Source organism: Sorangium sp. So ce394, from assembly GCF_051474665.1.
Lineage (GTDB): Bacteria > Myxococcota_A > Polyangia > Polyangiales > Polyangiaceae > Sorangium > Sorangium cellulosum_D.
The window spans coordinates 9,816,724-9,840,298 of sequence record NZ_CP150339.1; the positions used below are offsets into that span (position 1 = coordinate 9,816,724).

Annotated in this window: 22 protein-coding genes; 12 read left to right on the forward strand and 10 right to left on the reverse strand. The window is 72.6% G+C overall.

Features of this window, described 5'->3' with window-relative positions:
- Positions 1 to 15: 15 nt before the first annotated feature.
- From uppS to WMF33_RS36240, 3 genes are all read left to right on the forward strand, one after another.
- The gene (gene uppS, locus WMF33_RS36230) at positions 16 to 873 is read left to right on the forward strand and encodes a polyprenyl diphosphate synthase (protein WP_437332889.1); all 858 of its coding nucleotides are present in this window, start codon (positions 16 to 18) and stop codon (positions 871 to 873) included.
- Between the two features lie 3 nt (positions 874 to 876).
- Positions 877 to 1,698, forward strand: coding sequence for a phosphatidate cytidylyltransferase (locus WMF33_RS36235; RefSeq protein WP_437332890.1), 822 nt, complete (start codon positions 877 to 879; stop codon positions 1,696 to 1,698).
- A 171-nt stretch (positions 1,699 to 1,869) separates the two neighbouring features.
- On the forward strand, positions 1,870 to 3,195 hold the full coding sequence (locus WMF33_RS36240; RefSeq protein ID WP_437332891.1) for a Glu/Leu/Phe/Val family dehydrogenase: 1,326 nt from the start codon (positions 1,870 to 1,872) through the stop codon (positions 3,193 to 3,195).
- Positions 3,196 to 3,270: 75 nt separating this feature from the next.
- Here the strand turns inward: WMF33_RS36240 and trpS are convergent, their stop codons facing one another.
- Complete coding sequence (gene trpS / locus WMF33_RS36245; RefSeq protein ID WP_437332892.1) at positions 3,271 to 4,359, reverse strand: tryptophan--tRNA ligase; 1,089 nt, start codon at positions 4,357 to 4,359, stop codon at positions 3,271 to 3,273.
- Between trpS and WMF33_RS36250 the strand changes: the two genes are divergently transcribed.
- Genes WMF33_RS36250 through WMF33_RS36260 form a run of 3 tightly spaced genes read left to right on the forward strand, consistent with a single transcriptional unit; the run spans position 4,358 to position 8,252 of the window.
- On the forward strand, positions 4,358 to 4,516 hold the full coding sequence (locus tag WMF33_RS36250; RefSeq protein ID WP_437332893.1) for a hypothetical protein: 159 nt from the start codon (positions 4,358 to 4,360) through the stop codon (positions 4,514 to 4,516). The two genes, trpS and WMF33_RS36250, sit on opposite strands and share 2 nt — an antisense overlap.
- A complete protein-coding gene (locus WMF33_RS36255) occupies positions 4,510 to 6,243 on the forward strand; it encodes an ABC transporter ATP-binding protein (protein ID WP_437332894.1) in 1,734 nt (577 codons plus the stop codon). Before WMF33_RS36250 ends, WMF33_RS36255 begins: the two co-directional genes overlap by 7 nt.
- Before the next feature lie 53 nt (positions 6,244 to 6,296).
- The gene (locus WMF33_RS36260) at positions 6,297 to 8,252 is read left to right on the forward strand and encodes an ABC transporter ATP-binding protein (RefSeq protein ID WP_437332895.1); all 1,956 of its coding nucleotides are present in this window, start codon (positions 6,297 to 6,299) and stop codon (positions 8,250 to 8,252) included.
- A 99-nt stretch (positions 8,253 to 8,351) separates the two neighbouring features.
- Here the strand turns inward: WMF33_RS36260 and ygfZ are convergent, their stop codons facing one another.
- From ygfZ to WMF33_RS36275, 3 genes are all read right to left on the reverse strand, one after another.
- A complete protein-coding gene (gene ygfZ / locus WMF33_RS36265) occupies positions 8,352 to 9,350 on the reverse strand; it encodes a CAF17-like 4Fe-4S cluster assembly/insertion protein YgfZ (RefSeq protein WP_437332896.1) in 999 nt (332 codons plus the stop codon).
- Between the two features lie 76 nt (positions 9,351 to 9,426).
- A complete protein-coding gene (locus WMF33_RS36270) occupies positions 9,427 to 10,056 on the reverse strand; it encodes a hypothetical protein (RefSeq protein ID WP_437332897.1) in 630 nt (209 codons plus the stop codon).
- Between the two features lie 32 nt (positions 10,057 to 10,088).
- Entirely contained in the window at positions 10,089 to 10,667 is a 579-nt protein-coding gene (locus tag WMF33_RS36275) for a hypothetical protein (RefSeq protein ID WP_020739354.1), read from the reverse strand.
- Positions 10,668 to 10,874: 207 nt separating this feature from the next.
- Between WMF33_RS36275 and egtD the strand changes: the two genes are divergently transcribed.
- The 4 genes from egtD (at position 10,875) to WMF33_RS36295 (ending at position 14,697) form a co-directional block, all read left to right on the forward strand.
- Positions 10,875 to 11,864, forward strand: coding sequence for an L-histidine N(alpha)-methyltransferase (gene egtD / locus WMF33_RS36280; RefSeq protein ID WP_437332898.1), 990 nt, complete (start codon positions 10,875 to 10,877; stop codon positions 11,862 to 11,864).
- Between the two features lie 94 nt (positions 11,865 to 11,958).
- Positions 11,959 to 13,293 (forward strand): vitamin K epoxide reductase family protein, encoded by a 1,335-nt coding sequence (locus WMF33_RS36285; RefSeq protein WP_437332899.1) that lies wholly within the window; start codon positions 11,959 to 11,961, stop codon positions 13,291 to 13,293.
- A 7-nt stretch (positions 13,294 to 13,300) separates the two neighbouring features.
- The gene (locus WMF33_RS36290) at positions 13,301 to 13,999 is read left to right on the forward strand and encodes a hypothetical protein (protein ID WP_061621296.1); all 699 of its coding nucleotides are present in this window, start codon (positions 13,301 to 13,303) and stop codon (positions 13,997 to 13,999) included.
- Complete coding sequence (locus tag WMF33_RS36295) at positions 13,996 to 14,697, forward strand: TlpA family protein disulfide reductase (protein WP_437332900.1); 702 nt, start codon at positions 13,996 to 13,998, stop codon at positions 14,695 to 14,697. The genes WMF33_RS36290 and WMF33_RS36295 overlap by 4 nt, the downstream gene beginning before the upstream one ends.
- Before the next feature lie 32 nt (positions 14,698 to 14,729).
- Here the strand turns inward: WMF33_RS36295 and WMF33_RS36300 are convergent, their stop codons facing one another.
- The 3 genes from WMF33_RS36300 to WMF33_RS36310 form a co-directional block, all read right to left on the reverse strand.
- Positions 14,730 to 15,599: a Uma2 family endonuclease gene (locus WMF33_RS36300; RefSeq protein WP_437332901.1), complete on the reverse strand. Its 870-nt coding sequence runs from the start codon at positions 15,597 to 15,599 to the stop codon at positions 14,730 to 14,732.
- A 104-nt stretch (positions 15,600 to 15,703) separates the two neighbouring features.
- Entirely contained in the window at positions 15,704 to 16,267 is a 564-nt protein-coding gene (locus WMF33_RS36305; protein ID WP_437332902.1) for a methylated-DNA--[protein]-cysteine S-methyltransferase, read from the reverse strand.
- Positions 16,248 to 17,762 carry an AlkA N-terminal domain-containing protein gene (locus WMF33_RS36310; RefSeq protein WP_437332903.1) on the reverse strand — a complete coding sequence of 505 codons (1,515 nt, stop codon included), beginning with the start codon at positions 17,760 to 17,762 and terminating at the stop codon, positions 16,248 to 16,250. The genes WMF33_RS36305 and WMF33_RS36310 overlap by 20 nt, the downstream gene beginning before the upstream one ends.
- Before the next feature lie 119 nt (positions 17,763 to 17,881).
- On the opposite strand from WMF33_RS36310, the gene WMF33_RS36315 reads away from it, so the two are divergent.
- On the forward strand, positions 17,882 to 18,928 hold the full coding sequence (locus WMF33_RS36315) for a Glu/Leu/Phe/Val dehydrogenase dimerization domain-containing protein (protein WP_437332904.1): 1,047 nt from the start codon (positions 17,882 to 17,884) through the stop codon (positions 18,926 to 18,928).
- 60 nt (positions 18,929 to 18,988) lie between these two features.
- Here WMF33_RS36315 and WMF33_RS36320 read toward each other — a convergent pair whose 3' ends face one another.
- The gene (locus WMF33_RS36320) at positions 18,989 to 20,734 is read right to left on the reverse strand and encodes a carbon starvation CstA family protein (protein WP_437332905.1); all 1,746 of its coding nucleotides are present in this window, start codon (positions 20,732 to 20,734) and stop codon (positions 18,989 to 18,991) included.
- Positions 20,735 to 20,885: 151 nt separating this feature from the next.
- A complete protein-coding gene (locus tag WMF33_RS36325) occupies positions 20,886 to 21,842 on the reverse strand; it encodes a zinc-dependent alcohol dehydrogenase family protein (protein ID WP_061621705.1) in 957 nt (318 codons plus the stop codon).
- A 442-nt stretch (positions 21,843 to 22,284) separates the two neighbouring features.
- Here WMF33_RS36325 and WMF33_RS36330 point away from each other — a divergent pair, with 442 nt between their 5' ends.
- Complete coding sequence (locus WMF33_RS36330) at positions 22,285 to 22,854, forward strand: manganese efflux pump MntP (protein ID WP_437332906.1); 570 nt, start codon at positions 22,285 to 22,287, stop codon at positions 22,852 to 22,854.
- Between the two features lie 58 nt (positions 22,855 to 22,912).
- Here the strand turns inward: WMF33_RS36330 and WMF33_RS36335 are convergent, their stop codons facing one another.
- Positions 22,913 to 23,470, reverse strand: coding sequence for a DJ-1 family glyoxalase III (locus WMF33_RS36335; RefSeq protein WP_437332907.1), 558 nt, complete (start codon positions 23,468 to 23,470; stop codon positions 22,913 to 22,915).
- Positions 23,471 to 23,575 lie beyond the last annotated feature (105 nt).

Consider the following 23,575-nt stretch of genomic DNA (forward strand, 5'->3'; position numbering starts at 1 on the left):
AAACTCCCCCAGCCGATGAACCTCGTAGAAGCCAGAAATCTCCCGCGCCACGTCGGAATCATCATGGATGGCAACGGCCGCTGGGCGGAGCTGCGCGGCGAGCCGCGCGAGGCCGGGCACAAGGCCGGCAGCGCCGCCGTGCGGCGCATCGTGCGCGTCTGCCGGAGGCTCGGCGTCGAGGCGCTGACGCTGTACGCGTTCAGCGAGCAGAACTGGGCGCGGCCCCGGAACGAGGTCGACGCGCTCATGGGCCTCCTGCGCGAGTTCCTGATGAGCGAGCGCTGCGAGATCCTCGAGAACGACATCCGCCTGGTCGCGATCGGCGACATCAGCCGGCTCCCCGAGCCCGTGCGCGACGTGCTCGATCCGCTCCGGAAGGCGTCCGCCACGAACCGGCAGATGACGCTCGCGCTGGCGCTGTCGTACGGGGCGCGCGAGGAGATCGCCGCCGCGGCGCGCGAGCTCGCGATGGAGGCGGTCGCCGGCAGGCTCGATCCGGAGGCGATCGACGGGGCGCTGCTCGCCGCGCGGCTGCCGAGCCTGAGCGTGGGCGAGCCGGACCTCATCATCCGCACCGGCGGCGAGCAGCGGCTCTCCAACTTCCTGCTCTACGGGGCCGCGTACGCCGAGCTGTCGTTCACCGAGCGGCTGTGGCCGGACTTCACCGAGGACGACCTCTTCGACGCGATCGCGGCCTACCAGCAGCGCGTCCGCGCCGCCGGGCCCGCGGACGAGGCCGAGGGCGGCGGCGCGGACGAGGCCGAGGGCGGCGGCGCGGACGCGCCGGCCCGCGCGAGCGGCGCGCTCGGCGCGGGGAGGCCGTGGCGCGCGCGCGAGGTCGCCTCTCACAACGGCTCACGGACGGGGGTCTGACGCTTGGCTGCTTCCAACCTCACGATGCGGGTCCTCACCGCGATCGTGGCCGCTCCGCTCCTCCTCTCGCTGCTCTACCTCGGCCCGAGCTGGGGGTGGGCCGCGCTCGTCGCGGTCGCCTCCACCATCGGCGCGCTCGAGTTCTTCGCGATGACCCACGCGGACGACCGCGCGGCGCGCGTCGCCGGCGTGGCGCTCACCCTCGGCGTGCTCGGCGTGCTCTGGCGCTTCGGCGGCTCGCCGGCCGCGCTGCTCGCGCTGATCTTCCTGCTGCCGTTCGTCGCGATGCTCGTCACGCTGGTGCGCCTCGGCGACATGCGCACCGCGGCGCTGCGCGTGCTGGCGATGACCTTCGGCCCGCTCTACGTGGGCGGCGGGCTCGGCGCGCTGGCGCTGCTCCGGCGCGACGCCGGCGCCGACGGCCCCTCGTTCGTGGTGCTGGCGCTGCTGCTCTCCTGGTTCTCCGACACCGGCGCCTACTTCGCCGGCCGCTTCCTCGGCCGGCGCAAGCTCTACGAGGCGGTGAGCCCGAAGAAGACCGTCGAGGGCGCCCTCGGCGGCCTGCTCTTCGCGGTGCTCGGCGCGCTGCTCGCCCACTTCTGGTTCCTCCGGTCGCTGCCGCTCGTCGACGGGCTCGCGCTCGCGATCGTCGCGGGCGGCCTCGGTCAGGCGGGGGACCTCGGGGAGTCCCTGTTCAAGCGCTCCTTCGGGATCAAGGACTCGGGCGGGATCGTGCCCGGCCACGGCGGCATCCTCGACCGGGTCGACGCCCTGCTCGTCACCGGGACCATCACGTATCTCTACGTCCTCTGGTCGCGATCGTGAGCGGCGTCGCGCCGGCGCAGCGCCCGCGCGGCGCCGCCGCGAGCGCGGCGCCGCGCCGCGTACTGCCGAGCTGACGCAATGCCCCGGCCGTCTGCAACCGCGTGACGCGCCGCATGATTGCGCTCGACACATTGAACTGGGCCGCGCCGCGCACTAGAAAGTTACAGAGCCATGGAAGATCAAGTCAGTACCAAGAACACGACTCCGCCGGTGAGCGGCGCTGCTGCTCCGGGCCATAAGCACAAATACGAGTTCTTCAAAGTCGTCCAGGGTTATCTCGACGAGGCCGCCCGCCTGATCGAGCTGCCGGGGTACATCACCACGATCCTGAGCCAGCCCAAGAACGAGATCATCGTCAATTTCCCCGTACGGATGGATGACGGCAGCATCCGGCTCTTCAAGGGTTACCGGATCCAGCACAACAACCTCCTCGGGCCGTTCAAGGGGGGCATTCGCTACCACGAGACGGTGTCGCTCGACGACCTCAAGGCGCTCGCCGCGATGATGACGTGGAAGTGCGCGCTCATGAACCTGCCGCTCGGCGGCGGCAAGGGGGGCATCAAGTTCAACCCGAACGAGGTGTCGCGCGCCGAGCTCCAGCGCATCACGCGCCGCTTCTTCCATGCGCTCGGCTCGAACATCGGCCCGGAGACGGACATCCCTGCGCCCGACGTCGGCACCGACGCGAAGACCATGGCGTGGGCCATGGACACGTACATGAACACCGTCGGGCAGCTCTTCAAGCAGGCGGTGAAGGGCGTCGTGACCGGCAAGCCGGTGGCGTCGGGCGGCACGTACGGGCGCGAGAAGGCCACCGGACAGGGCGTCGTCCACTGCATCACCGAGTGGGCCGAGGACAACGACGTGAACCTCGGCGGCGCGACGCTGCTCGTGCAGGGGTTCGGCAACGTCGGCTCGAACACGGCCGTGCTCCTGTCGAAGCTCGGCGCCTCGACCGTCGCGGTCGGCGACCACACCGGGTACCTCTACAATCCGGAGGGGTTCAATCCGCACAAGCTCCAAGACTACGTGAAGAAGCACCGCTCGATCGCGGGATACCCGGCGGGCAAGCCGATCAGCCGCGAGGAGTTCTTCCGGCTCAAGGCGGACATCTTCATCCCGGCGGCCCTGGAGAACCAGGTCGGGGTGGAGGAGGCGAGCTGGCTGCAGGTCCGGCTCGTGGCCGAGGGCGCGAACGGGCCGTGCACGCCCGAGGGGGAGAAGGTCCTCTTGGAGCGCGGGATCGACATCCTGCCGGACGTCCTCGCCAACTCGGGCGGCGTCACGGTGAGCTACTACGAGTGGGTGCAGAACAAGCGGTCCGAGACGTGGACGCTCGAGGAGGTCGACGCCCGGCTCGAGAAGGCGATGAAGCGCGCCTACCGCGAGGTGACCGAGATGGCGCGGCAGAAGAAGTGCACGCTGCGCCTCGCCGCCTACGCCGTGGCGCTGCAGCGGCTCGCGGCCGTGTACGGCGAGCGCGAGATCTTCCCGTGAGGCGGGGCGCGGCCCGCGCGGCGCGGGGGCGCCCCCGCGCCGCGCGCGGCTGAGCCACCGGCGGCGCGGGGCGAATCAGAGACCGAGCGTGCGCCGGCCGATATCCATCCTCATCTTCTGCTTGGCGAGGTAGAGCGTCTCCTCGGCCACCGCGTTGGCGCGCGCCGCGTGCTCCCGCAGGATGTCCAGGACCAGATCGTCGCCGCCGGGTCTGTCGTACTCGGCGCGGCGGGCGCGCATCGGGCCGAGGAGCTCGTCGATCGCCGCCGTGATCTCGGCCTTGATGTGGCCGTCCCCGATGTTGTCCCCCCGGCTGTAGCGCTCCTCGAGCGCCTGGACCCGCGCCGGATCCTTGATGAACGCGCGCACATACTGGAACAGGGAGCTCGTGATGTCGCCCGGGTCGGTCATGCTCTGCCGGCCGGTGTAGAGCGCCCCCACCTTCTTCTTGATCTCCTTGGCGCTGTCCGAGAGGAAGATGGCGTTGTTGAGGCTCTTCGACATCTTGTGGACGCCGTCGGTGCCGACCAGCCTGCCGACGCGGCCCACGAGCGGCGCGGGGATCGGGAACAGGCCTCCTGCGGTGACGTGCGCCTCGTCGTCGAGCGCCGGATCGACGTCGCAGTAGACGTGGTTGAAGCGCCGCGCGACCTCGCGGCACATCTCGAGGTGGGCGACCTGATCCTCGCCGACCGGGACGAGCGCGGGGCGGAAAGCGAGGATGTCGGCGCACTGCCCGACCGCGTACAGCGGAAACCCGAAGCTATATTTGTCGCCGAGCCCCTTGGTCTCGATCTCGTGCTTGAGCGTCGGGTTCCGCATCACCCGGTTGAACGGGAGCTGCATCGCGAGGAACCACGTGAGCTCGGCGATCGCGGGGACCTCGCTCTGGAGGACGAGCGTGGAGCGCTCGGGATCGATGCCCGCGGCCAACCAGTCTTTGACGATCTCCAGCATGTCGCGGCGGATGTCGTCCGGCCGGTCCGCGCGCGTCGTGAACGCATGGACGTTGGCGATGAGGAGGTAGCACTCGTAGCTGTCCTGGAGGCGGACGCGGTTCTCGATGGATCCGACCCAGTGGCCGACGTGGAGGCGCCCGGTGGGCGTGTCTCCGGTGAGGATGCGGGGGCGACCGGGCTGGGCGGAAGGGCTGGAGGAGCTCATGGCCAAGATCGCCGCTCTCATAGCACCGCTCGCGCATGGCGTCGCTCGCGGACGCGCGCCCGCGGATCGCCGAGGCATGACCTTGACCGCCGCGGAGGTCGTGACGATCCTGCTCGGCGCTATCCGCCGCCGCTCCGAAGAGGAGGAGCCTTGCTGAGGCAGCTATTGCGCCGTTTCTTGCGCCCGCAGGCGCCCTTGCTCGCGATCGTCGTCGCGCTCCAGCTCGTGGCGACGCTCGCTTCGCTGTACCTGCCGAGCCTGAACGCCGACATCATCGATCACGGCATCGCCGCCGGTGACACGCCGCGGATCCTGGAGCTCGGCGCGATCATGCTCGCGATCACCGGCGTCCAGATCGTGTGCTCGGTCGCCGCGAACTACGCCGGCGCGCGCGCCGCGATGAGCTTCGGCCGCGACCTGCGCGCGGCGGTGTTCCACCGCGTCGGCGAGTTCTCCGCGCGCGAGCTGTCGCGGTTCGGCGCGCCGTCGCTCATCACGCGCACGACCAACGACGTCCAGCAGGTGCAGATGGTGGTGATGATGGGCAGTACGATGCTCGTCCTCTCGCCGATCATGTGCGTCGGCGGCGTCGTGATGGCGCTGCGCGAGGACAGGTCGCTCGCCTGGCTGCTCGCGATCGCGGTGCCGCTCCTGGCGGGCGCCGTCGTCGCGATCATGTCGCGGATGGTGCCGCTGTTCCGGCGGATGCAGCCCCTCATCGACGCGGTGAACCGCGTGCTCCGCGAGCAGATCACCGGCGTGCGCGTGATCCGCGCCTTCGTCCGCGAGCGCGCCGAGGCGGCGCGCTTCGACCGCGCGAACGGCGACCTCACCGAGGCCGCGCTGCACATCGGGCGCCTGCAAGCGATGATGTTCCCGACCGTCATGTTCGCGTTCAACGCCTCGAGCGTCGCCGTCCTGTGGTTCGGCGCGCACCAGATCGCGGACGGCAGGCTCGCGATCGGCTCGATGACGGCCTTCCTCGCCTACCTGACGCAGATCCTCATGGCGGTGATGATGGTGACGTTCATGGCCGTCATGCTGCCGCGCGCGGCCGCGTGCTCGGAGCGCATCCTCGAGGTGCTGGACACCGAGCCGTCCGTGCGCGCCCCCGACCAGCCCGTGACGCTCGTCGAGCCGGCCGGCGTCGTCGAGCTGCGAGACGTCGAGTACCGATATCCGGGCGCCGAGCTGCCCGTCCTGCGCGGCATCTCGTTCGTCGCGCGCCCCGGGCAGGTCACCGCGATCGTCGGCAGCACCGGCTCGGGCAAGACCACGCTGCTCGACCTGATCGCGCGGCTCATCGATCCGACGAGCGGCGAGGTCCGGCTCGACGGCGTCGACGCGCGCATGCTCGCCCTCGAGGCGGTGTGGTCGTGCATCGGGCTCGTGCCGCAGCGACCCTTCCTGTTCTCCGGCACGGTGGCCTCGAACCTGCGCTACGGCGACCCCGCGGCGACCGACGAGCAGCTCTGGGCGGCGCTCGCCGCCGCGCAGGCGCGCGACTTCGTCGAGGCCATGCCGCAAAAGCTCGACACGCCGATCGGGCAGGGCGGCACGAACGTCTCCGGCGGCCAGCGCCAGCGGCTCTCGATCGCCCGCGCCCTGCTGCGCCGGCCGCGCGTGTTCCTGTTCGACGACGCCTTCTCCGCGCTCGACGTCGCGACCGAGGCCCGGCTGCGGGCGGCGCTCGCCGAGCGCACGCGCGCCGCCACGGTGATCGTCGTCGCGCAGCGCGTGTCGAGCATCGTCGACGCGGACCAGATCCTCGTGCTCGACGGCGGCGAGCTCGTCGGCCAGGGCAAGCACGGCGAGCTGCTCGCGTCGTGCCCGACGTACGCGGAGATCGTGGCCTCGCAGCGCGAGGCGGCGGTGGCCGCGTGAGCGCGCGTCGCGCCGGTCCCCCGCCCGCCGCCCCCGGGGGGGCGCGCTCCCCGATGATGCAGCGCGGCCCCTTCGGCATGGGGGCTGCGCCGCCGCAGAAGGCGAAGCGGTTCGCGCCCTCCGCGCGGCGCCTCCTCGGCCGCCTCGCCCCCGAGCGCGCGCGCCTCGCGGTCGTGATCGCGTGCTCGCTGCTCAGCGTGGGCCTCGGCCTGGCCGGACCGAAGCTGCTCGGCCGCGCGACCGACGTCATCTTCTCCGGCGTGATCGGCGCCCGCCTCCCGGCGGCCGCCACGAAGGCCGAGGCCGTCGCGGAGCTCCAGCGCTCCGGCCAGGCGCGGCTCGCCGAGCTCGTGGGCCACATGGACCTCGTCCCCGGCCGCGGCATCCAGCTCCGCGAGCTCGCCGAGCTGCTCCTGCTCGTGATGGCGCTGTACACCGGCGCGTCGCTGTTCGCCTGGCTGCAGGGCTACCTGCTCAACGAGGTCGTGCAGCGCACCGTGCGGCAGCTCCGCACCGACGCGCAGGACAAGCTCGCCCGCTTGCCGCTCGCCTACTTCGACGGCCGCCCGCACGGCGAGCTCCTGAGCCGCGTCACCAACGACATCGACAACATCGCGCAGGGCCTGCAGCAGACGCTGACGCAGATCATGAACGGCGCGCTGACGCTCGCCGGCATCGTCGTCATGCTCGTCGTGATCTCGCCGGCGCTCGCGGTGATCACGCTCTTCACCGTGCCGCTCTCGGTGCTCACGACCGCGGCGGTCGCGAAGCGCGCGCAGGCGAAGTTCGTCGCGCAGTGGGCGCAGGTCGGCGCGCTCAACGGCCAGATCGAGGAGGCGTTCACCGGCCACTCGCTCGTCAACGTGCTCGGGCGGCGCCGCGACGTCGAGGCGCGCTTCCAGTCCACGAATCAAGAGCTGTTCGAGACCAGCTTCCGCGCGCAGTTCATGTCCAGCACCATCATGCCGGCGGTCAATTTCGTCGGGAACCTGACCTACGTCGCCATCGCCGTCGTCGGCGGCCTGCGCGTCGCGTCGGGCGCGATGCTGCTCGGCAGCGTGCAAGCGTTCATCCACTACTCGCGCCAGTTCTCTCAGCAGCTCGGCCAGCTCGCGTCCGTCACGAGCGTCCTCCAATCGGGCGTTGCCTCCGCAGAGCGGGTGTTCGAGCTGCTCGACGAACAGGGCCAGTCGCCCGAGGCCACCCCGCCCGCGGCCCTGCCGAAGGTCACTGGCGAGGTCCGGTTCGAGCACGTCACGTTTCGCTACAAGCCCGACGAGCCCCTGATCGAGGACCTCGATCTCACGATCATGCCAGGCCAGACGGTCGCGATCGTCGGCCCGACCGGCGCCGGCAAGACCACGCTCGTGAACCTCTTGATGCGGTTTTACGAGCTCGACGGCGGCCGGATCCTCATCGACGGTGTCGACATCGCGCGCTTGCCTCGCCACGAGCTGCGCGCGAAGCTCGGTATGGTGCTCCAGGATACATGGCTGTTCTCGGGCACGATCCGCGACAACATCGCGTTCGGCAACGCGGCCGCGACCGAGGCCGACGTCCAGGAGGCGGCGCGCGCGGCGCACGTCGACCGCTTCGTGCGCGCCCTGCCCGCCGGTTACGACACGGTCATCGACGAGGAGTCGGGCAACCTGAGCGCCGGCGAGAAGCAGCTCATCACGATCGCGCGCGCGTTCCTCGCGAACCCGGCGATCCTGATCCTCGACGAGGCGACCTCCTCGGTCGACACCCGGACCGAGGTGCTCGTCCAGCGCGCGATGGCCGCCCTGCGCGCCCAGCGCACGAGCTTCGTCATCGCGCATCGCCTCTCGACGATCCGCGACGCCGACGTGATCCTCGTGATGAACGCAGGCCGCATCGTCGAGCGCGGCACGCACGCGGAGCTCCTCGCCGCAGGCGGCGCCTACCACGCGTTGTACGAGACCCAGCTCACCGGCAACGGCGGAAGCGGCGCGAAGCTCGAGGGCCAGAGCGCCGCTCCATCCGTTTGAACGCCCGCGAATGAAGAGGCCGTTTGAACGCCCGCGAATGAAGAGGTTGGAACCACGGAGGCGCAGAGGGCACAGAGTTATTCTGTCGCCCCTCTGAAACTACCGCCCCGGCGCCGCGCCGCTCGCCGCCGCCCCTGGCGCGCGCGTGATCTCGGCCGCCCGGCCGGCGACCCGCAGCGCCGTGCCCTGGGCGGCGTGCTTGTACTTGACGTAGCCGAGCGCCAGCACCCGCGGCCCGCCCGGATCCTTGACCTGGCTCGTCACGGCGCCGACGGCGGCGCCGTCGGGCAGCGCGATCTCCGCGCCCGCGGGCACGGCGTCCTCCCCCTCGACGGCGAGCTGCACGAGCCGCTTCTTGGCGTGGCCGCGCATCTGGAGCATGAACACCGTCTCCTGCCCCAGGTAGCAGCCCTTGTTGAACGAGACGGCGCGCTCCTCGAGCGACGCCTCCTGCGGGAAGTTCTGGTCGTCGAAGTCGACGCCGAAGCGCGGGACGTTGTTCTCGACCCGGAGCACCTCCCACGCCGCCGCCGTCGTGGGCAGGACGGGGCCGGCCTCGCCCGCGGCGCGCAGCGCCTCGAGCACGGCGCCCTCGGCCTGCCGCGGCGCGACGAACAGCGCGCCCCCGAGGCCGGTCCAGTCGACGATCGCGGCGTCCGCGCCGGCCGCGCGCCCGGCCGCCGCGAGATCGGCGGCCCGCGGGCCGTGGGCGAAGACCCAGGCGTGCTCGCCCGTGGCGTCCGCGAGCTCGGCGTCCTCCATGATCAGGTAGCGATCGAAGCTCTCGCGCAGCGCCTCGATGCGATCCCGGAGCGCGCCGACGTAGATGCGGTCCTCCGCGATCACGATCCACACCTCGGCGAAGATCTTCCCGGTCTTCACCACGTTGAGCCCGTACGCCCCGCCCGCGGGGGGCGCGGCCTTGGCCCCCGCGGGCAGCGGCTTCTGCGGGGCGAGATCGCAGGTGACCAGGCCGTTGAGCCAGGTCTGCCGGTCCGAGCCGGTGACGATCAGCGTCCCGAGCTCGGGCATGGGCTGCACCAGCGCCCCTTCGCGGAGCGCGCGCCGCTGCTCGTCCAGTCCGTGGGCGTCGTTCATCGAGGTCCGATCGTGGAGGCGGGAGGCCGGGCCGTCGAGGGGCGGCCCGACATTTCGGCGGCCGCCCCGCCCCGGCTCAGGGATCGACCTCGGCGACGAGCGCCGGGAACTGGGGCGACGTGTGGACGGAGGGCGGGACGATCGCCGCGTCGACGTGGCCCACGAGGCGGCGGAGCGCGTCGGCGTCGGCCGAGAGCACCTCGGCGACGACGGTGAGCGTCTTCGGGAGCGACGCGACCGACGCGATCACCGCGTCGGCCGAGGCGCCCCGGACCAGGACGGCGCGCGCGCCGACCTTCGCGGCGGCCTCGGCCCCCTCCGGGCTCTCGGCCAGCGCGAGCGGCAGCATGCGCATCGTCCTCGCCCCCTTCGCGAGGCGGTCCCACTCGTCGAGCGGCAGGAGCGCGTCGATGCAGACCCCGTCCGCCCCGTGGTAGCGCGCCGCGAGCGCGCCGTCGCGATCGCTCACCCGGGACAGGCAGAGCGACGGCACGGTCTTCGTCGCGCGCGCGGCCCCCTGCATGGCGGGCCCCGCCTCGGCGAACGCGAGCGCAGAGATGTTGAGCTCATGCAGCCGCGCCGCATCCTCCGCTGGCGACTCCGAGCCGACGAGCCCGACCAGAGCCATGTTCTTTCTACGGGTGGAGAGCACCTGGAGAAGATCGCGTGTGGACGGGACGATCGATCCCGCATCGAAATCCGGCATGGGAGGGCCGGTAGACGAGCCGAACGCGCGGGTCAAGCGAGGGATCGCTCGAGCTCCTCGAGCGCCGGTCGAGAATCCATGGCTGGGACGTCCTGCACGCGCATCCACACGGCGGTCTGATCGCCCTCGTAGCAGACGCTGCCTTCGTGCCGGAACTCGAACGAATAGCGGATCATGTGCCGCTTTTGGCCGAGCCGGGAGCGCGTCGCCACGCACGTCGCCTCGATGGGCGCGCCCGGCTGGACGAGCTTGCGAAAGACCACCCGGTGGATGTTGGTGCCATAACCAATCCAGCCCTCGCGGTGCCGGAGGCCGAGCAGGTGGTAGGCGTGCACGAAGCCGAGCATCCCCGTCGCGTGCACCATGATCGCGCCGGCGACGTGGCGCGGGTGCAGCAGCGGGTGCGCCCGCTGCGCGTCGACGAGCGGCATCGGGCGGTCGGTCGGCATGCGGCAGCGCACCAGGCTCCTCTCGGCGTCCACCTCGAGGAGCTCGTCGAAGAAGAGGACCGACGGGTCGTAGGGCAGGTCCGCGAGGAACTCGGCGTCGAACGGACCAAGCTTCACGGGAAGGGGCGCGCCGCTCGCCGCGCCGGGTGCAGAGGTCGTCATCGGAATGGGCTCTGGGCTCCTGGATCCCCGAGGGCAGCTCCCTAGCAGCGGCCGATCGCGTGGGCAACGGCCGTGACGATCCCGAGAAATCGGGGCGGCTCGCGGGAATGCTCGCGGGAATGGACGAGCGGGTGGTGGCTTTGCAAATCGTTGGACCTCCACGGATTTCGAGGAGCCCTCTCGGAGGTCCGCGGGTAAGGTTCTGTGATGCACACGACAGAACCGCTCGACCGCTTCATGGCGGATGTCCGGTCGGGCCTGAAGGCGTCGCCGAAGCACCTCTCGCCGGAGTATTTTTACGATGCGCTCGGCTCGCACCTCTTCGAGGCGATCTGTCAGCTCCCCTGGTATCCGCTGACGCGCGCGGAGCGGGCGCTGCTCGAGCGGCACGCCGAGGAGATGGTCGCGCCGTTCGGGGCCGGCGCCTCGATCGTCGAGCTCGGCTGCGGCAGCGGGGAGAAGCTCGCCCTGCTGGCGGCGCCGCTCTGCAAGCGGGTGCCTCGCCTCTGCGTGCACCTCGTGGACGTCTCGGAGACGGCGCTCGACCTCTCGCGCCGGACCCTGGGCCGCCTGCCGCGCGTGGAGGCGTCGGTCCACCGGGCGCGGTACGAGGAGGGCCTGGCCCGCGCGGCGGCGCGGCGCGCGGTCGACGCCCGGGGCGACGGGGGCGCGGTGCTCGTGCTGTTCCTCGGCTCGAACATCGGCAACCTGGCCCCGGCGGCCGCGGCGGCGTTCCTCGCGGGGGTGCGCGGCGCGCTCCGCGCCGGGGACGGGCTGCTGCTCGGCGCCGACCTCGTGAAGCCCGCGGCGGACCTGCTGCTCGCGTACGACGATCCGCTCGGCGTCACCGCGGCCTTCAACAAGAACCTGCTCGCGCGCGTCAACCGGGAGCTCGGCGCGACGTTCGACCTCCGCGCGTTCGAGCACCGCGCGGCGTGGAGCGCGGAGGCCTCGCGCGTCGAGATGCACCTCGTCAGCCGCCGGCGGCAGACGATCCGCGTGGGCGCGCTCGACCTCGAGGTCGCCTTCGACGAGGGCGAATCCATCTGGACAGAGAGCTCGTACAAGTACACCCCGGAGGGGGTGGTGCGCATGGGGGAGCGCGCGGGGTTCCGCTGTCATCAGCAGTGGATCGAGCCGGTCGGGCGGTTCTCGACGACGCTCTTCCTCGCCGAGGAGCGCGCGGCGGGCCGCTGAGCCGGCGGGCTCATCGCGCCGCGTCGGGAGACGCCCGTACGCGCGGGCGTCCTCGATTTGACGCATTGCCCGACGTCGCGTAATCCACTCGGCCATGTCAGGCAGTCGTAGTCCTCGCGGGCCTGCGGCGCTCGCGCTCAGCGGGTCGCTCCTGGGGCTGGCGTTCAGCGCCTCGTCGACGTTCGACTACATCCGGCACCTCGACCGGCAGGTCCACGACCTGCACTGCAGCTTCATCCCCGGCCTCGGCGCGCAGGCGGGGGCCGACACGGCGTGCCGCGTGGCGATGTACAGCCCCTACTCCGCGCTGTTCCGCGAGAGCTTCTGGGGCGGTATCCCGATCTCGCTGTTCGCGCTGGGCGCGTTCGCGTTCTTCGCGGCGTTCGCGCTCTACGTGCTGCTCTCGGGCCAGCACGCGCCGCGGCGCGCGGCGCACTTCCTGTTCGTCGCGGGCCTCACGCCGCTCGCGGTGTCGATCCTGATGGCGCTCATCTCGGCGCTGCGCCTCGGGGTGTTCTGCAAGACGTGCGTCGGGATGTACGTCTCGTCGGCGCTGCTCGCGGCCGGCGGCGTGTGGGCGTTCGTCGAGGACCGCAGGGCGGCGCGCGCCGCGGCCTGGTCCAGCGCGACGCCGCGGCCGGCCGGGGCGGCCGGGGTGGGGCCCACGGTGCCGATGGCGCCCCTCGGCGTCGACGCGCCGGCCGGGGCGCCCGCCGGGCCCGCGCCGGCGCGCCGCATGGGCTCGAAGCTGCTCTTGCCGGGGTGGCTCGTCGCGCTCGGCGTGTGCACGGTGACGCCGGCGCTGCTCTACGCGAGCGCGCTGCCGAGCTACGCGAGCTACATGACCGGCTGCGGCAAGCTGGAGAAGCCGACCGAGCCGAACGGCGCGCTGCTCCAGGTGAAGCACCCGGGCGCGGTGCAGCCGGCGACGATCTTCGTCGATCCGCTCTGCCCGACGTGCAAGGCGTTCCACCAGCGGCTCGTGTCCGAGGGGGTGTTCGAGAAGCTCGACGTGACGCTGGTGCTGTTCCCGCTCGACAGCGAGTGCAACTGGATGCTCGACCGGCCGGTGCACCCGGGCGCGTGCCTCCTCTCCAAGGCGATCCTCTGCAGCGATCACCGGGCGATGGATGTGCTCGAGTGGGCCTACGACAACCAGGAGGAGCTCCTGGAGGGGGCGAAGGCGGGGGCCGGCACCGCCAACGTTCAGGCGGCGATCCGGCAGCGCTGGCCGGGGCTCGACGCGTGCATGGACTCGAAGGAGACGTCGCTGCGGCTGAACCGGATGCTCCGGTTCATCGTGGACAACAAGCTTCCCGTGTCGACGCCGCAGATGTTCCTGGGCACGACGCGGCTCTGTGACGAGGACACCGACATCGGGCTGTCGTATGCCATCCGGCAGCTCGCGCCGGCCCTCCGGACGAGGTGAGGTGGTCATGAAGGGCGCAGGGGTCATCGGGATCGTGGCCGGGTGCGCGATGCTCGTCGCGTCGGGCGTGACGGTGCACGGCGAGGTGCAGGCCGCGTCGCAGCGCCTGAAGACGGGGGTGGCCGCGGCGGTGAGGCCGGCGGTGGCCATCGCCAACGACGCCGAGGCGCCGTACTGCACGCCGGCGTTCAAGACGGTGCTGCAGCGGGTGCTCAACGCGTGCGGCCTCGTCGGGGCCGAGGCGCGGCGCGGGTGCCAGCCGGCCGACGTGAAGACGCTCGCGTCGATCAGCGACGACGACTTCAACGCGCTCTTCACGCCGCTGAAGCAGCGCGGCGGGGTCGTGATGTTCGACGACGGGTCGGAGAAGCTCGACGACGGGGCGAAGAAGATGATCGAGGAGATGTGGCTCGATCGGCGCGGGGCGCGCTATTTCTTCATCGTCGCCCGGGCGTCGAAGACGGGGACGCCGGAGTTCAACCGGACGCTCTCGCACAAGCGCGCGAACAGCGTGCTCTTCGACATCTCCGACAAGTTCAAGGAGCAGGACCTGGACAAGAAGGTCGGGATGCTGTGGCTCGGGAACGAGTTCGCCCAGCTCGGCGCGGAATACTGCCAATGGAACGTCTCGCGCAAGGACAAGGCATGTACGGCAGAGGCCATCAACCGGAGCGCGTTCGTCTCCTGGGTGGACTGCCAGCTGTGAGCGCCGCGAGGAGGACCGGGGCGCTCGTGGCCCTCGCCGTGGCCGCGGGGCTCGCGGGCGGGTGCGAGGGGGACAAGGCGGATCTGCCGCCGCCCCCGACGCCGGGCCAGGGGCGGAGCAACGCGGTGACGGCGCCGGGCGGCGCCGCGACGGCGAGCGCGCGGGCGCCCGCGAGCGCGGCGGCGCCGGCGGCGCCGGCCGCGCCGCGGCTCCTGTGCGCGGGGCAGTCGCCGCGGCCGGCGCCCTCGGCGGGGGGGCTCACGGCGGTCGCGGCCCAGGGGGCGGAGGCGCCGCCGGCGAACATCGGGTTCGGCGTCGGCAAGTGGGTGTGGGTGAACTTCTGGGCGGCGTGGTGCAAGCCGTGCCTGGAGGAGATGCCGCGGCTGCTCGGGTGGCAACAGAAGCTGCGGGCGGCCGGCGTGCTCATCGATCTGGCGTTCATCTCGATCGACGACGACGAGCGGCAGCTGTCGCGGTTCCTGGAGGCGCAGCCGGGCAACGGGGTGCGCGCGTCGTACTGGCTGCCGGACGGGCCCCAGCGGGCCGGGTGGATGAAGGCGCTCGGCGTCAAGGAGGCGAACGAGCTGCCGATCCACGCGCTCGCGTCGCCGAGCGGGCAGGTGACGTGCGTGATCCAGGGGGCGGTGGAAGACAGCGATTATCCGACGATCGCGGCGCTGCTCGGGGCGAAGAAGTAGAGGGGGTCGCCGGGACGGTCGGCCCCTGGGTGCTAGCCCCGGGGATCCTCGGCGCGCCGGAGACGATCGAGCTCTGCCCTCGCCTCGGCGAGCTCTTTTTCGAGCAGCGAGACGCGTTCGGCCTCGGCCTGCGCGCGTTCGGCCTCGGCCTGCGCGCGTTCGGCCTCGGCCTGCGCGCGGCGCTCGGCGTCCTCCTTGCTCGCGAGCGCCTCACTCAGTGCAACCCCGAGCCGGGTGATCAGCTCGTCCGCCTCGAGGACCACGTCATTCCCGTGGAGGAAGCGCAAGCGGTCGCCCTCGATCAGCAGGTCGAGACCGAGGACCTCCGAAGAGAATCGGCCCTCCTGCGGCACGATCGGCCGGTAGGCGAGGGGTCGCGCACCGCCCCCCTCGCGCGCGCTGGGCAGCCGGTATCCCTGGAGGATGCGCCGGCGACGATCGAAGTAGAAGTACTCCTCGATGCCCAGGCGGGCATACCGCTCCACGTTGTCGACCTCGTCCTTTTGCCGGCTTCCCGAGACATGCACCTCGATCGCGAGATCGATCCCTCTGCCCTCGGTGGACACAACCCACTTTTCCCGATCGTGCGGCTCGACGTCGCGCACCGCGAGCACATCGGGGGCAAAACAGCGCTCGCCCGGGTAGTACACCGCCAGGTTCGAGGAGACGTAGATCCGGCGCCCGATCCGACGGAAGAAGGCGTCGAGCGTGAAGCGGGCTCCCGCGGAGGCCTTGCTGTGCGCGTCGCCCTCCGGGGGAGCCGCATCGAGCGTGAACTCCGAAGGGAGCATGTCGACCACGCGGGCGCGCTGCTCCGGGCTCATGCGGTCCCACGTTTCCTGCGAGGGCGCGCGCGGGTCCTCGGGATCGATGCGGTAGTCGTCGGGGAGGCGGAGGACCATGATCAGAGCCTACCCCAGAAATAGGACGAGCGCGATGACTCCCCGTCTCATGAGGTGTCGTATTCAGGGAAGCACCTGAGTTACGCCAATGACGTTATCTCGTTTCACAATCGTCCAGCCGCCGGGCGCTCCCCCCGCGTCTGCGCGCGCGCAGCGCCGCCGAGGCGCGCGGGCGCGGTGGCCTCGTGCGCGAGCAGCCACCGCTTCCGCTCCAGGCCGCCCGCGTAGCCGGTGAGGTCGCCGCGGACGCCCACGACGCGGTGGCAGGGGATGATCAGGCAGACCGGGTTCCTGCCGTTCGCCAGGCCCACCGCGCGCGAGGCCGACGGCTGGCCGAGCAGCGCCGCGACCTCGCCGTAAGAGCGCGTCGCGCCGGGAGGGATGCGCTGGACCTCCGCCCAGACGCGGCGCTGAAACGGCGTGCCGCCGGGCTCGACCGGCATGCCCGAGAGCGCGCCGAGGTCGCCGCGCCAGTAGGCCCTCAGCCGGCCGGAGAAGCCGTGGGGATCCGCGGTGCTGCGCAGCGCGACCGCGCCGTAGCGCGCCGCGAGCGAGGCGCGGAGGCGCGGCGCGCGATCCGCGAACTCGAGCGCGTGGACCGCGCCCCCGCCGGCCGCGAGGAGCATGGCCCCGAGCGGCGACTCGACCTCATCCAGCAAGAGATCCATTCGACACCTCCCTCTGCGCGGGCCGCGCTCCCTGCGCGTCCGCCGTCCACAAGAGCATCGCCGCGTAGGCGCGCCACGGCCGCCACGGCTCGGCCATCGCCAGGAGCTCCGCGCCGGAGACGCCGCCGAGCGCGCGGCGCAGGCCGAGATCCGTGGCCGGGAACGCGTCCGGCTCGCGCAGCGCCCGCATCGCGATGTAGTGCGCGGTCCACGCGCCGATGCCCGGCACCGCGCAGAGCGCGCGCACGGTCTCGTCCAGGCCGCGCGAGGCGTCGAGCGCGACCTCGCCGCGGGCCACGCGCGCCGCGAGCCCGGTGATCGTCGCGGCGCGCGCGCGCGGCAGGCCGAGATCCGTCAGATCGGCCGCGGCGAGCGCCTCGGGCGACGGAAAGACGAAGCGGAGCCCCTCGGCGCCCTCGGGCAGGCCGCCGCGCACCGCGAGCGGCTCGCCGTGCCGCTCGACGAGGCGGCCCGCGAGCTGCGTCGCGGCGCGGACGCTCACCTGCTGGCCCAGGATCGCCCGCACCGCGAGCTCGAAGCCGTCCCACGCGCCCGGCACGCGCGCGCCCGGCGTCGCCGCGACCAGCGGGGCGAGCCGCGGGTCGGCCCGGAGGTGCGCGGCGATGGCGTCGGGATCGGCGCCGAGGTCGAACAGCCGCCGCAGGCGCTCCGCGCAGTGGATGAGCCCCTCGGTGCCGGGCAGCCGCAGCCGCGCGAGGAGGTGAGGCTCGCCGGGCGAAGGGCGCACCTCGACGACGCCGTGCCCGCCGGCCACGCGCACCGCGCGGCGGTACGCGCCGGGGTCCGCCGACTCCACGCCGGGGATCGCGCGCGCCCCGAGGAAGCCCGCGAGCGCGCCCCAGTCGAGCGGCGGGCGGAACGGGAGGCGGAGCGCGATGTCCGGCGCGCCGCCCGCCGCTCCCCCGCCCCGCTTCGAGGCGGCGGTCCGCAGCTCGCGCGGCGTGCGCGCGTAGGTGGCGCGGATCGCGTCGTTGAAGCGGCGGACGCTCGAGAACCCCGACGAGAGCGCCACCTCGGTCATCGAGAGCGCGGTCTCGTCGAGGAGCTTCTTCGCGAAGAGCAGGCGCCGCGTCTGCGCCACGGCGAGCGGGGAGGCGCCGACGTGCCGCAGGAAGAGCCGCCGGAGGTGGCGCTCGCCCACGCCGAGCCGCGCCGCGAGCGCCGGGGCGTCCGCGTCGTCCAGCGCGCCCTCCGCGATGAGCCGGAGCGCCCGCGAGACGAGCGCCGACGTGCCCAGCCACGCGGGCGTCCCGGGCGACGCCTCGGGGCGGCAGCGCAGGCACGGGCGGTAGCCGGCCTCCTGCGCGGCCGCCGCCGAGGGGAAGAAGACGCAGCGCTCCCGCTTCGGCGTCCGCGCCGGGCAGATCGGGCGGCAGTAGATGCCCGTCGACAGCACGCCCGTGAAGAAGCGACCGTCGAAGCGACGGTCGCGGGTCTCGAGCGCGCGATAGCAAGCCTCCTCGTCGAGCCGCATGCGGAGCGTCGTAGCGCGGGCGCCGCCGCGCCACTGGCGCTTTTCGGACCTGGAGGGCCGGCGCCCCCCGCGGCGCCCGGTCGCCCCCGGCGCGCCGCGCGGTGGTACGCTCGGCCGCCATGAAGAGCGTGTTCGAGACCCTCGCCGCCATGGGCCACGAGCAGGTGCTGTTCTGCGCGGACGAGGCCGCGGGCTACCGCGCGATCATCGCGATCCACAGCACCGCGCTGGGCCCGGCGCTGGGCGGCACCCGGCTGCTCGCCTACGCGAGCGACGAGGAGGCCCTGGTCGACGCGCTGCGCCTGTCGCGCGGCATGACGACCAAGAATGCCCTCGCCGGGATGGACGTCGGCGGCGGCAAGGCGGTCATCCTCCGCGGCGCGGAGCCGCTCGACCGGGAGCGGCTCTTCCGCGCGCACGGGCGCTTCATCGAGCGCCTCGGCGGCAGGTTCATCACCGGCGAGGACGTGGGCACCACCCCCGCGGACATGGAGCTCATCCGGCGCGAGACGCGCCACGTCAAGGGCCTCGCCGGCGAGGGGGGCGACCCGTCGCCGTGGACCGCGCGCGGCGTGCTCCGCGCGATCCAGGCCGCGGCCCGCCACCGCTGGGGCAGCGACGACCTCGCGGGCCGGACCGTCGCGCTCCAGGGCTGCGGCAGCGTCGGCGGCCGGCTCGCGGCGGAGCTCCACCGGGCCGGCGCGCGGCTCCTCGTCGCGGACGTCGCGCCGGATCGCGCCCGCCACGTCGCCGCCGAGCTCGGGGCCACGGTCGTGCCGCCGGACGCGATCGCCTCGGCCCAGGCCGACATCTTCGCCCCCTGCGCGCTCGGCGGCGTCCTCGACGACCGCGCCGTCCGGGAGCTCAGGGCGGAGATCGTCGCCGGCGCCGCCAACAACCAGCTCCTCGAGCCGCGCCACGGCGAGGCGCTCGCGGCGCGCGGCGTCCTCTACGTGCCCGACGTCGTGGCCAACGCGGGCGGCGTGCTGAGCGGCGGCGCGGATCTCTTCGGCTGGTCCCGCGCCGAGGTCGAGCGGCGCGTCCACGCGATCTACGACACCGTCCTCCGCGTGCTCGAGATGGCGGCGGCCGACGGCGCTCCGCCGGCGCTCGCCGCCGAGCGGCTGGCCGAGCAGCGCCTACGCGAGCGCGCCGCGGCGGGGTGACGCGCGGCGCGCCCGGCGGAGCGCGCCCCGCTCGGCGCCCGGCGGAGCGCGCCGCCCCTCTCAGCGCGCCGGCCCGGGCGCCGGCGCCGCGTCCGCCGCCGGCCCGTTCTTCATCGCCTTCACCGCCTCGACCATCAGCGACAGCGCGAGCCCGATCAGCGCGAGCCCCACGAGGCCGTTCATCGTCGTCGCGTTCAGCGCGAGCCCCTCGTTCTTCACGGCGACGAGCGCGGTCCGCACCTGCAGGACGAGGGCCCACACCGTGATCGCCATGACGAACACCATCGGGATCGCCGTGTACCAGATGCGCCGCTTCTCGCGGTGCAGCCAGACCGTGACCGCGAGGAGCGTCAGCGCCGCGAGCAGCTGGTTGCTCGTGCCGAACAGCGTCCAGAAGTCGAGGTACGCGGGCCGCACGCCGGGCGCGGGCGGGCGCGCGGTCATGATGAACAGCGTCGGCGGCGCCAGCGAGAGCGCGGTCGCCGCCGCGGACAACACCCTCCCCTTCCAGTTGAACAGCTCCTCGAGGATGTAGCGGCTGAGGCGCGTCGAGACGTCCAGCGTGTCGAACACGAAGGTGGAGAACGCCATCGCGCCGAACGTCGCGGCGAAGAGGAAGTGCTCCTTGCCGATGATCACGGTGAGGAACCTGCCGATCCCGTCGCCGTAGATCTTGCCCGGCCCGGGCAGCTTCGTCCCCTGCGCCACGATGACCAGCGTCGCGAGCGCGATCAGCGCGACGAACGCCTCGGCCAGCATCGCGCCGTAGCCCACCGCGTGGGTGTGCGTCTCCTTCGAGATCTGCTTCGACGTCGTCCCCGAGCAGACGAGCCCGTGGAAGCCGGAGCAGGCGCCGCAGGCGATGGTGACGAACAGGAACGGGAAGAGCATGCCGGTCGCGCCGCCGGCGTTCCACGAGGTGAACGCGGGCTGCCGCAGCTCGAACTCCCCCGGGTACCGGAGGTTCCCGAAGAAGATCCCGATCACGCCGACCGCGAGCGCCACGTAGAGGATGAACCCGCCCAGGTAGCCGCGCGGCTGGAGGAGCAGCCAGACGGGCAGGAGCGAGGCCACGAAGCAGTAGACGAGGATGATGAGGCCGAACGCGCGCTGCGGGTTGTCGACCGGCAGCACGAACGCGGTCGAGATCTGCGTGCCGAGCCAGACGACGCCGAGCGTCGCGGGGACGAAGATCAGCGTGGTGAGCCAGAGCGGCGGCTTGAGGTACCGGTCGACGACGCCCATGACGAGGGAGAGGCCGAGGTAGGCGGCGCTCGCCGCCGCGACGGCGCCGCCGGGGTTGAACTGGAACGTGCCGCCCTCGAACTCCTCGGTCTTGCCGACGAAGGTGCTCGCCGTGATGTCGGTGAAGGCGACGATCACGTAGGAGAGCGCGAGCCAGATGAAGATCATCATCGACAGCCAGGCGCGCCGGCCGATGTGCCGCTTCGCGATCTCGGCGACGCTCTCGGCCCCGTGGCGGACGCTCGCGATGAGCGCGGAGAAGTCGTGCACCGCGCCGATGAACACGACGCCGAGCGCGATCCAGAGCACGCACGGGAGCCACCCGAACGCCTGGCCGGCGAGGATCGGGCCGGCGATCGGCCCGGCGGCGGCGATGGCGCTGAAGTGCTGGCCGAAGAGGTAGAACGGCTTCGTGGGCACGTAGTCCTCGCCGTCGTTCACCTTGACCGCGGGCGTCACCGCGGCGTCGTCGAGCGCGTAGTTGCGCGCGACGAGCCTCCCGTAGAAGCGGTAGCCAAGGCACAGCACGACGACGACGGTCAGGGCGAGCAGCGGCAGCACGCGGCGCAGTATAAGGCCATCTGTGCGCGCTTGTGGTCCTGCAAACGACCCGACCGATGGGGGCGCCCCGGCGTGCCGGGCGGGCGGCGCGATCGTCGGCGCGGGCGGCTCGGCGCGGGCGGCTCGGCGCGGGCGGCTCGGCGCGGGCGGCTCAGCCCTTGGCGATCGAGAGGATCAGCTTGCCGGCGCCGTGGCCCGAGTCGAGGCGCCGGTGCGCCTCGGCGACCTGCTCGAGCGGCAGCACCCCGGAGACGACGGGGAACGCGAGCCCCCGCTCGAACAGCGGCGTCATCTCGCGGAGGCGCGCGGCCTCCCGGGTGAGGAAGATGCCATGGAGCGTCTGGTTCTTGATGTAGAGCGGGGAGAGGTCGCCCTGCGGCGCGAGGACGCAGGCGAGCCGGCCGCCCGGGCGCGTCGCGCGCAGGCTCTTCGCGACGAGGTCTCCGCCCACGGTGTCGAAGACCGCGTCGACGCCGGCGCCGCCGGTCTCCTGGAGGGCGACCTCGGCCGGGTCCTCGGACGTGTAGTCGATGGGGCGATCGACGCCGAGCCCGCGCAGGGTCTCCTGGTTCGCCGCGCCCGCGGAGGCGAGCACGCGGGCGCCCGAGGCGCGGGCGAACTGCACGGCGAACGAGCCGACGCCGCCCGCGCCGCCGTGGACGAGCACCGTCTCGCCGGGCTTCACCGCGAGCCGGCGCACGATCGCCTCCCACGCGGTGCCGCCCGCGAGCGGGATGGCGGCCGCCTCGACGTGCGACATGCCGCGCGGCTTTTTGGCGACGATCGACGCGGGCGCCACGTTGTACTCGGCGTAGCTCCCCGACGGGTTGCCGAAGATCTCCGGCGTGTAGAAGACCTCGTCGCCGGGGGCGAAGCCGCCGACGCCGGGGCCGACCGCCTCGACGACCCCGGAGACGTCGTAGCCGAGGACCACCGGCGGCGCGATCTGCGCCCAGCTCCCGGCGGCCCGGATCTTCGCGTCGACCGGGTTCGTGCCCGACGCGACGACGCGCACCAGGACCTCGCCCGGTCCGGGCGAGGGCCGCTCTACCTCACGCAGCTCGAACAGCTCGGGCCCGCCGAAGGCGGGGATGACCATCGCTCGCATCGCATTTTCCTCCCCGGCGCCGCCGCTTTCGCACGACCTGAAGCGCCGGCCGGTCGCCATTCTAGTTCAACCGGCCGGCGGCGATCGAAGCTGGTGGAGGTGAGCGCTGGCTCGGCCACGGCGGATAGCGCACGTGAGCCGCCCTTCAGGGCTCAGGAATCTGCATGAGCCGCGCTGACGCCCCGGGCTGAGCAGGCCCCTGCCCGCTTGTGGCACGTAGCATGGTCCCCTACGCTCTCCGGGTGCACACGATCGAGACCACGAAGAGGCTCATGGCTCGCGCGCGACGCACGCGCGATCGGCTGGAGGCCGTGGGGCGGGCGCCCCATGGCGACCTCGGCTGTGCAGGGGTGCTCCAGGCGGTGACCTTGGCGCGAGGTGCCCTCAACGGACGCATGCGCGGATCCTCGAGATTCATCTCCGGATGGTCGGCGGTGGCGTCGTGAGCTTCGGCGCAATTCTGCTGCTCGCGCTCGGCCTGGCCATGGATGCAACGGCGGTCTCGGCCGCGCGGGGGCTGGCGGTCCCCGTGATTCGCGCCCGGCACGTCGCGCTCGTCGCCGGGTTCTTTGGCGGGTTTCAGGCGCTCATGCCCTTGATCGGGTGGCTCCTCGGCGCGCGTGTCGGGCCTTTGGTGCAGGCGTGGGATCACTGGATCGCCTTCGGGCTCCTCGGGGCCATCGGCGGCAAGATGCTGTGGGAGGCGCGGTCCGGCGCTGACGATGACGACGATGCGCCCAAGGACTTGTTCGCCTTGAAGGTCATGTTCGTGCTCGCCATCGCGACGAGCATCGATGCGCTCGCGATCGGCTTCACGCTTCCGATGTTGAATGCGCCGCTCGCGCTCTCCCTGGTCACCATCGGGATCACGACAGCCGTCCTGAGCGCGATCGGCCTCTTCGCCGGCAGGCGCTTCGGGGCGATGCTCGGCAAGCGGCTCGACGTCGCGGGGGGCGTCGTGCTCATCGGCCTTGGCGTGAAGATCCTGATCGAGCACTTGCAGGTGGCATAGTCGCTGCCCCCCTGGCTTCGTCTTGGCCGGCTTCGCCGCCTCGGAGGGCCGCGCGCGCTCAGGACTGCAGCATCATCGGCGCCCGCACCTTCTCCGCGACCTCCCGGCCGCGGAGGCGCTCGACGAGCGTGAGCGCGAACGCCATCGCGGTGCCCGGCCCCTGGCTGGTCACGAGCTGCCCGTCCTCGACCACCGGGCTCGCGGCGAGCGCGCCGTGCGCCGACACCACGTCGTTCACGGACGGGTGGCACGTCATCGTCCTGCCCTGGAAGAGCCCGTGCGCCGCGAGCGCGATCGGCGCCGCGCAGATCGCCGCGACGGTGCGGCCCGCGTGCGCCTGCGCGTGCAGGCGCTCCCCCACGGCCGGCGAGGAGGCCAGCCGGTCGGCCCCGCCCTTGCCGCCCGGGAGGACCACGACGTCGAAGTCGCCCGACACCGCCGAGAGATCCGCGTCCGGCACGAGGCGCACGCCGCGGCTGCAGCGCACCGGCCCCGGCCCGTCGAGCCCGGCGAGGACGACCTCGACCTCGGCGCGCCGGAGGACATCGACGATGATGGTGGTCTCCATCTCCTCAGCTCCCTCGGCCAGGATCACGAGCGCGCGCGGTGCCTTCATGAAGACCGCCATGGCCCCTCCGGCCGCCGGATGCAAGCAGCACCAACGAACCGGGCCCGGCGCAAACACGCAAACGAGCACGAGCGGGCGCCGACGGGCGCGAGC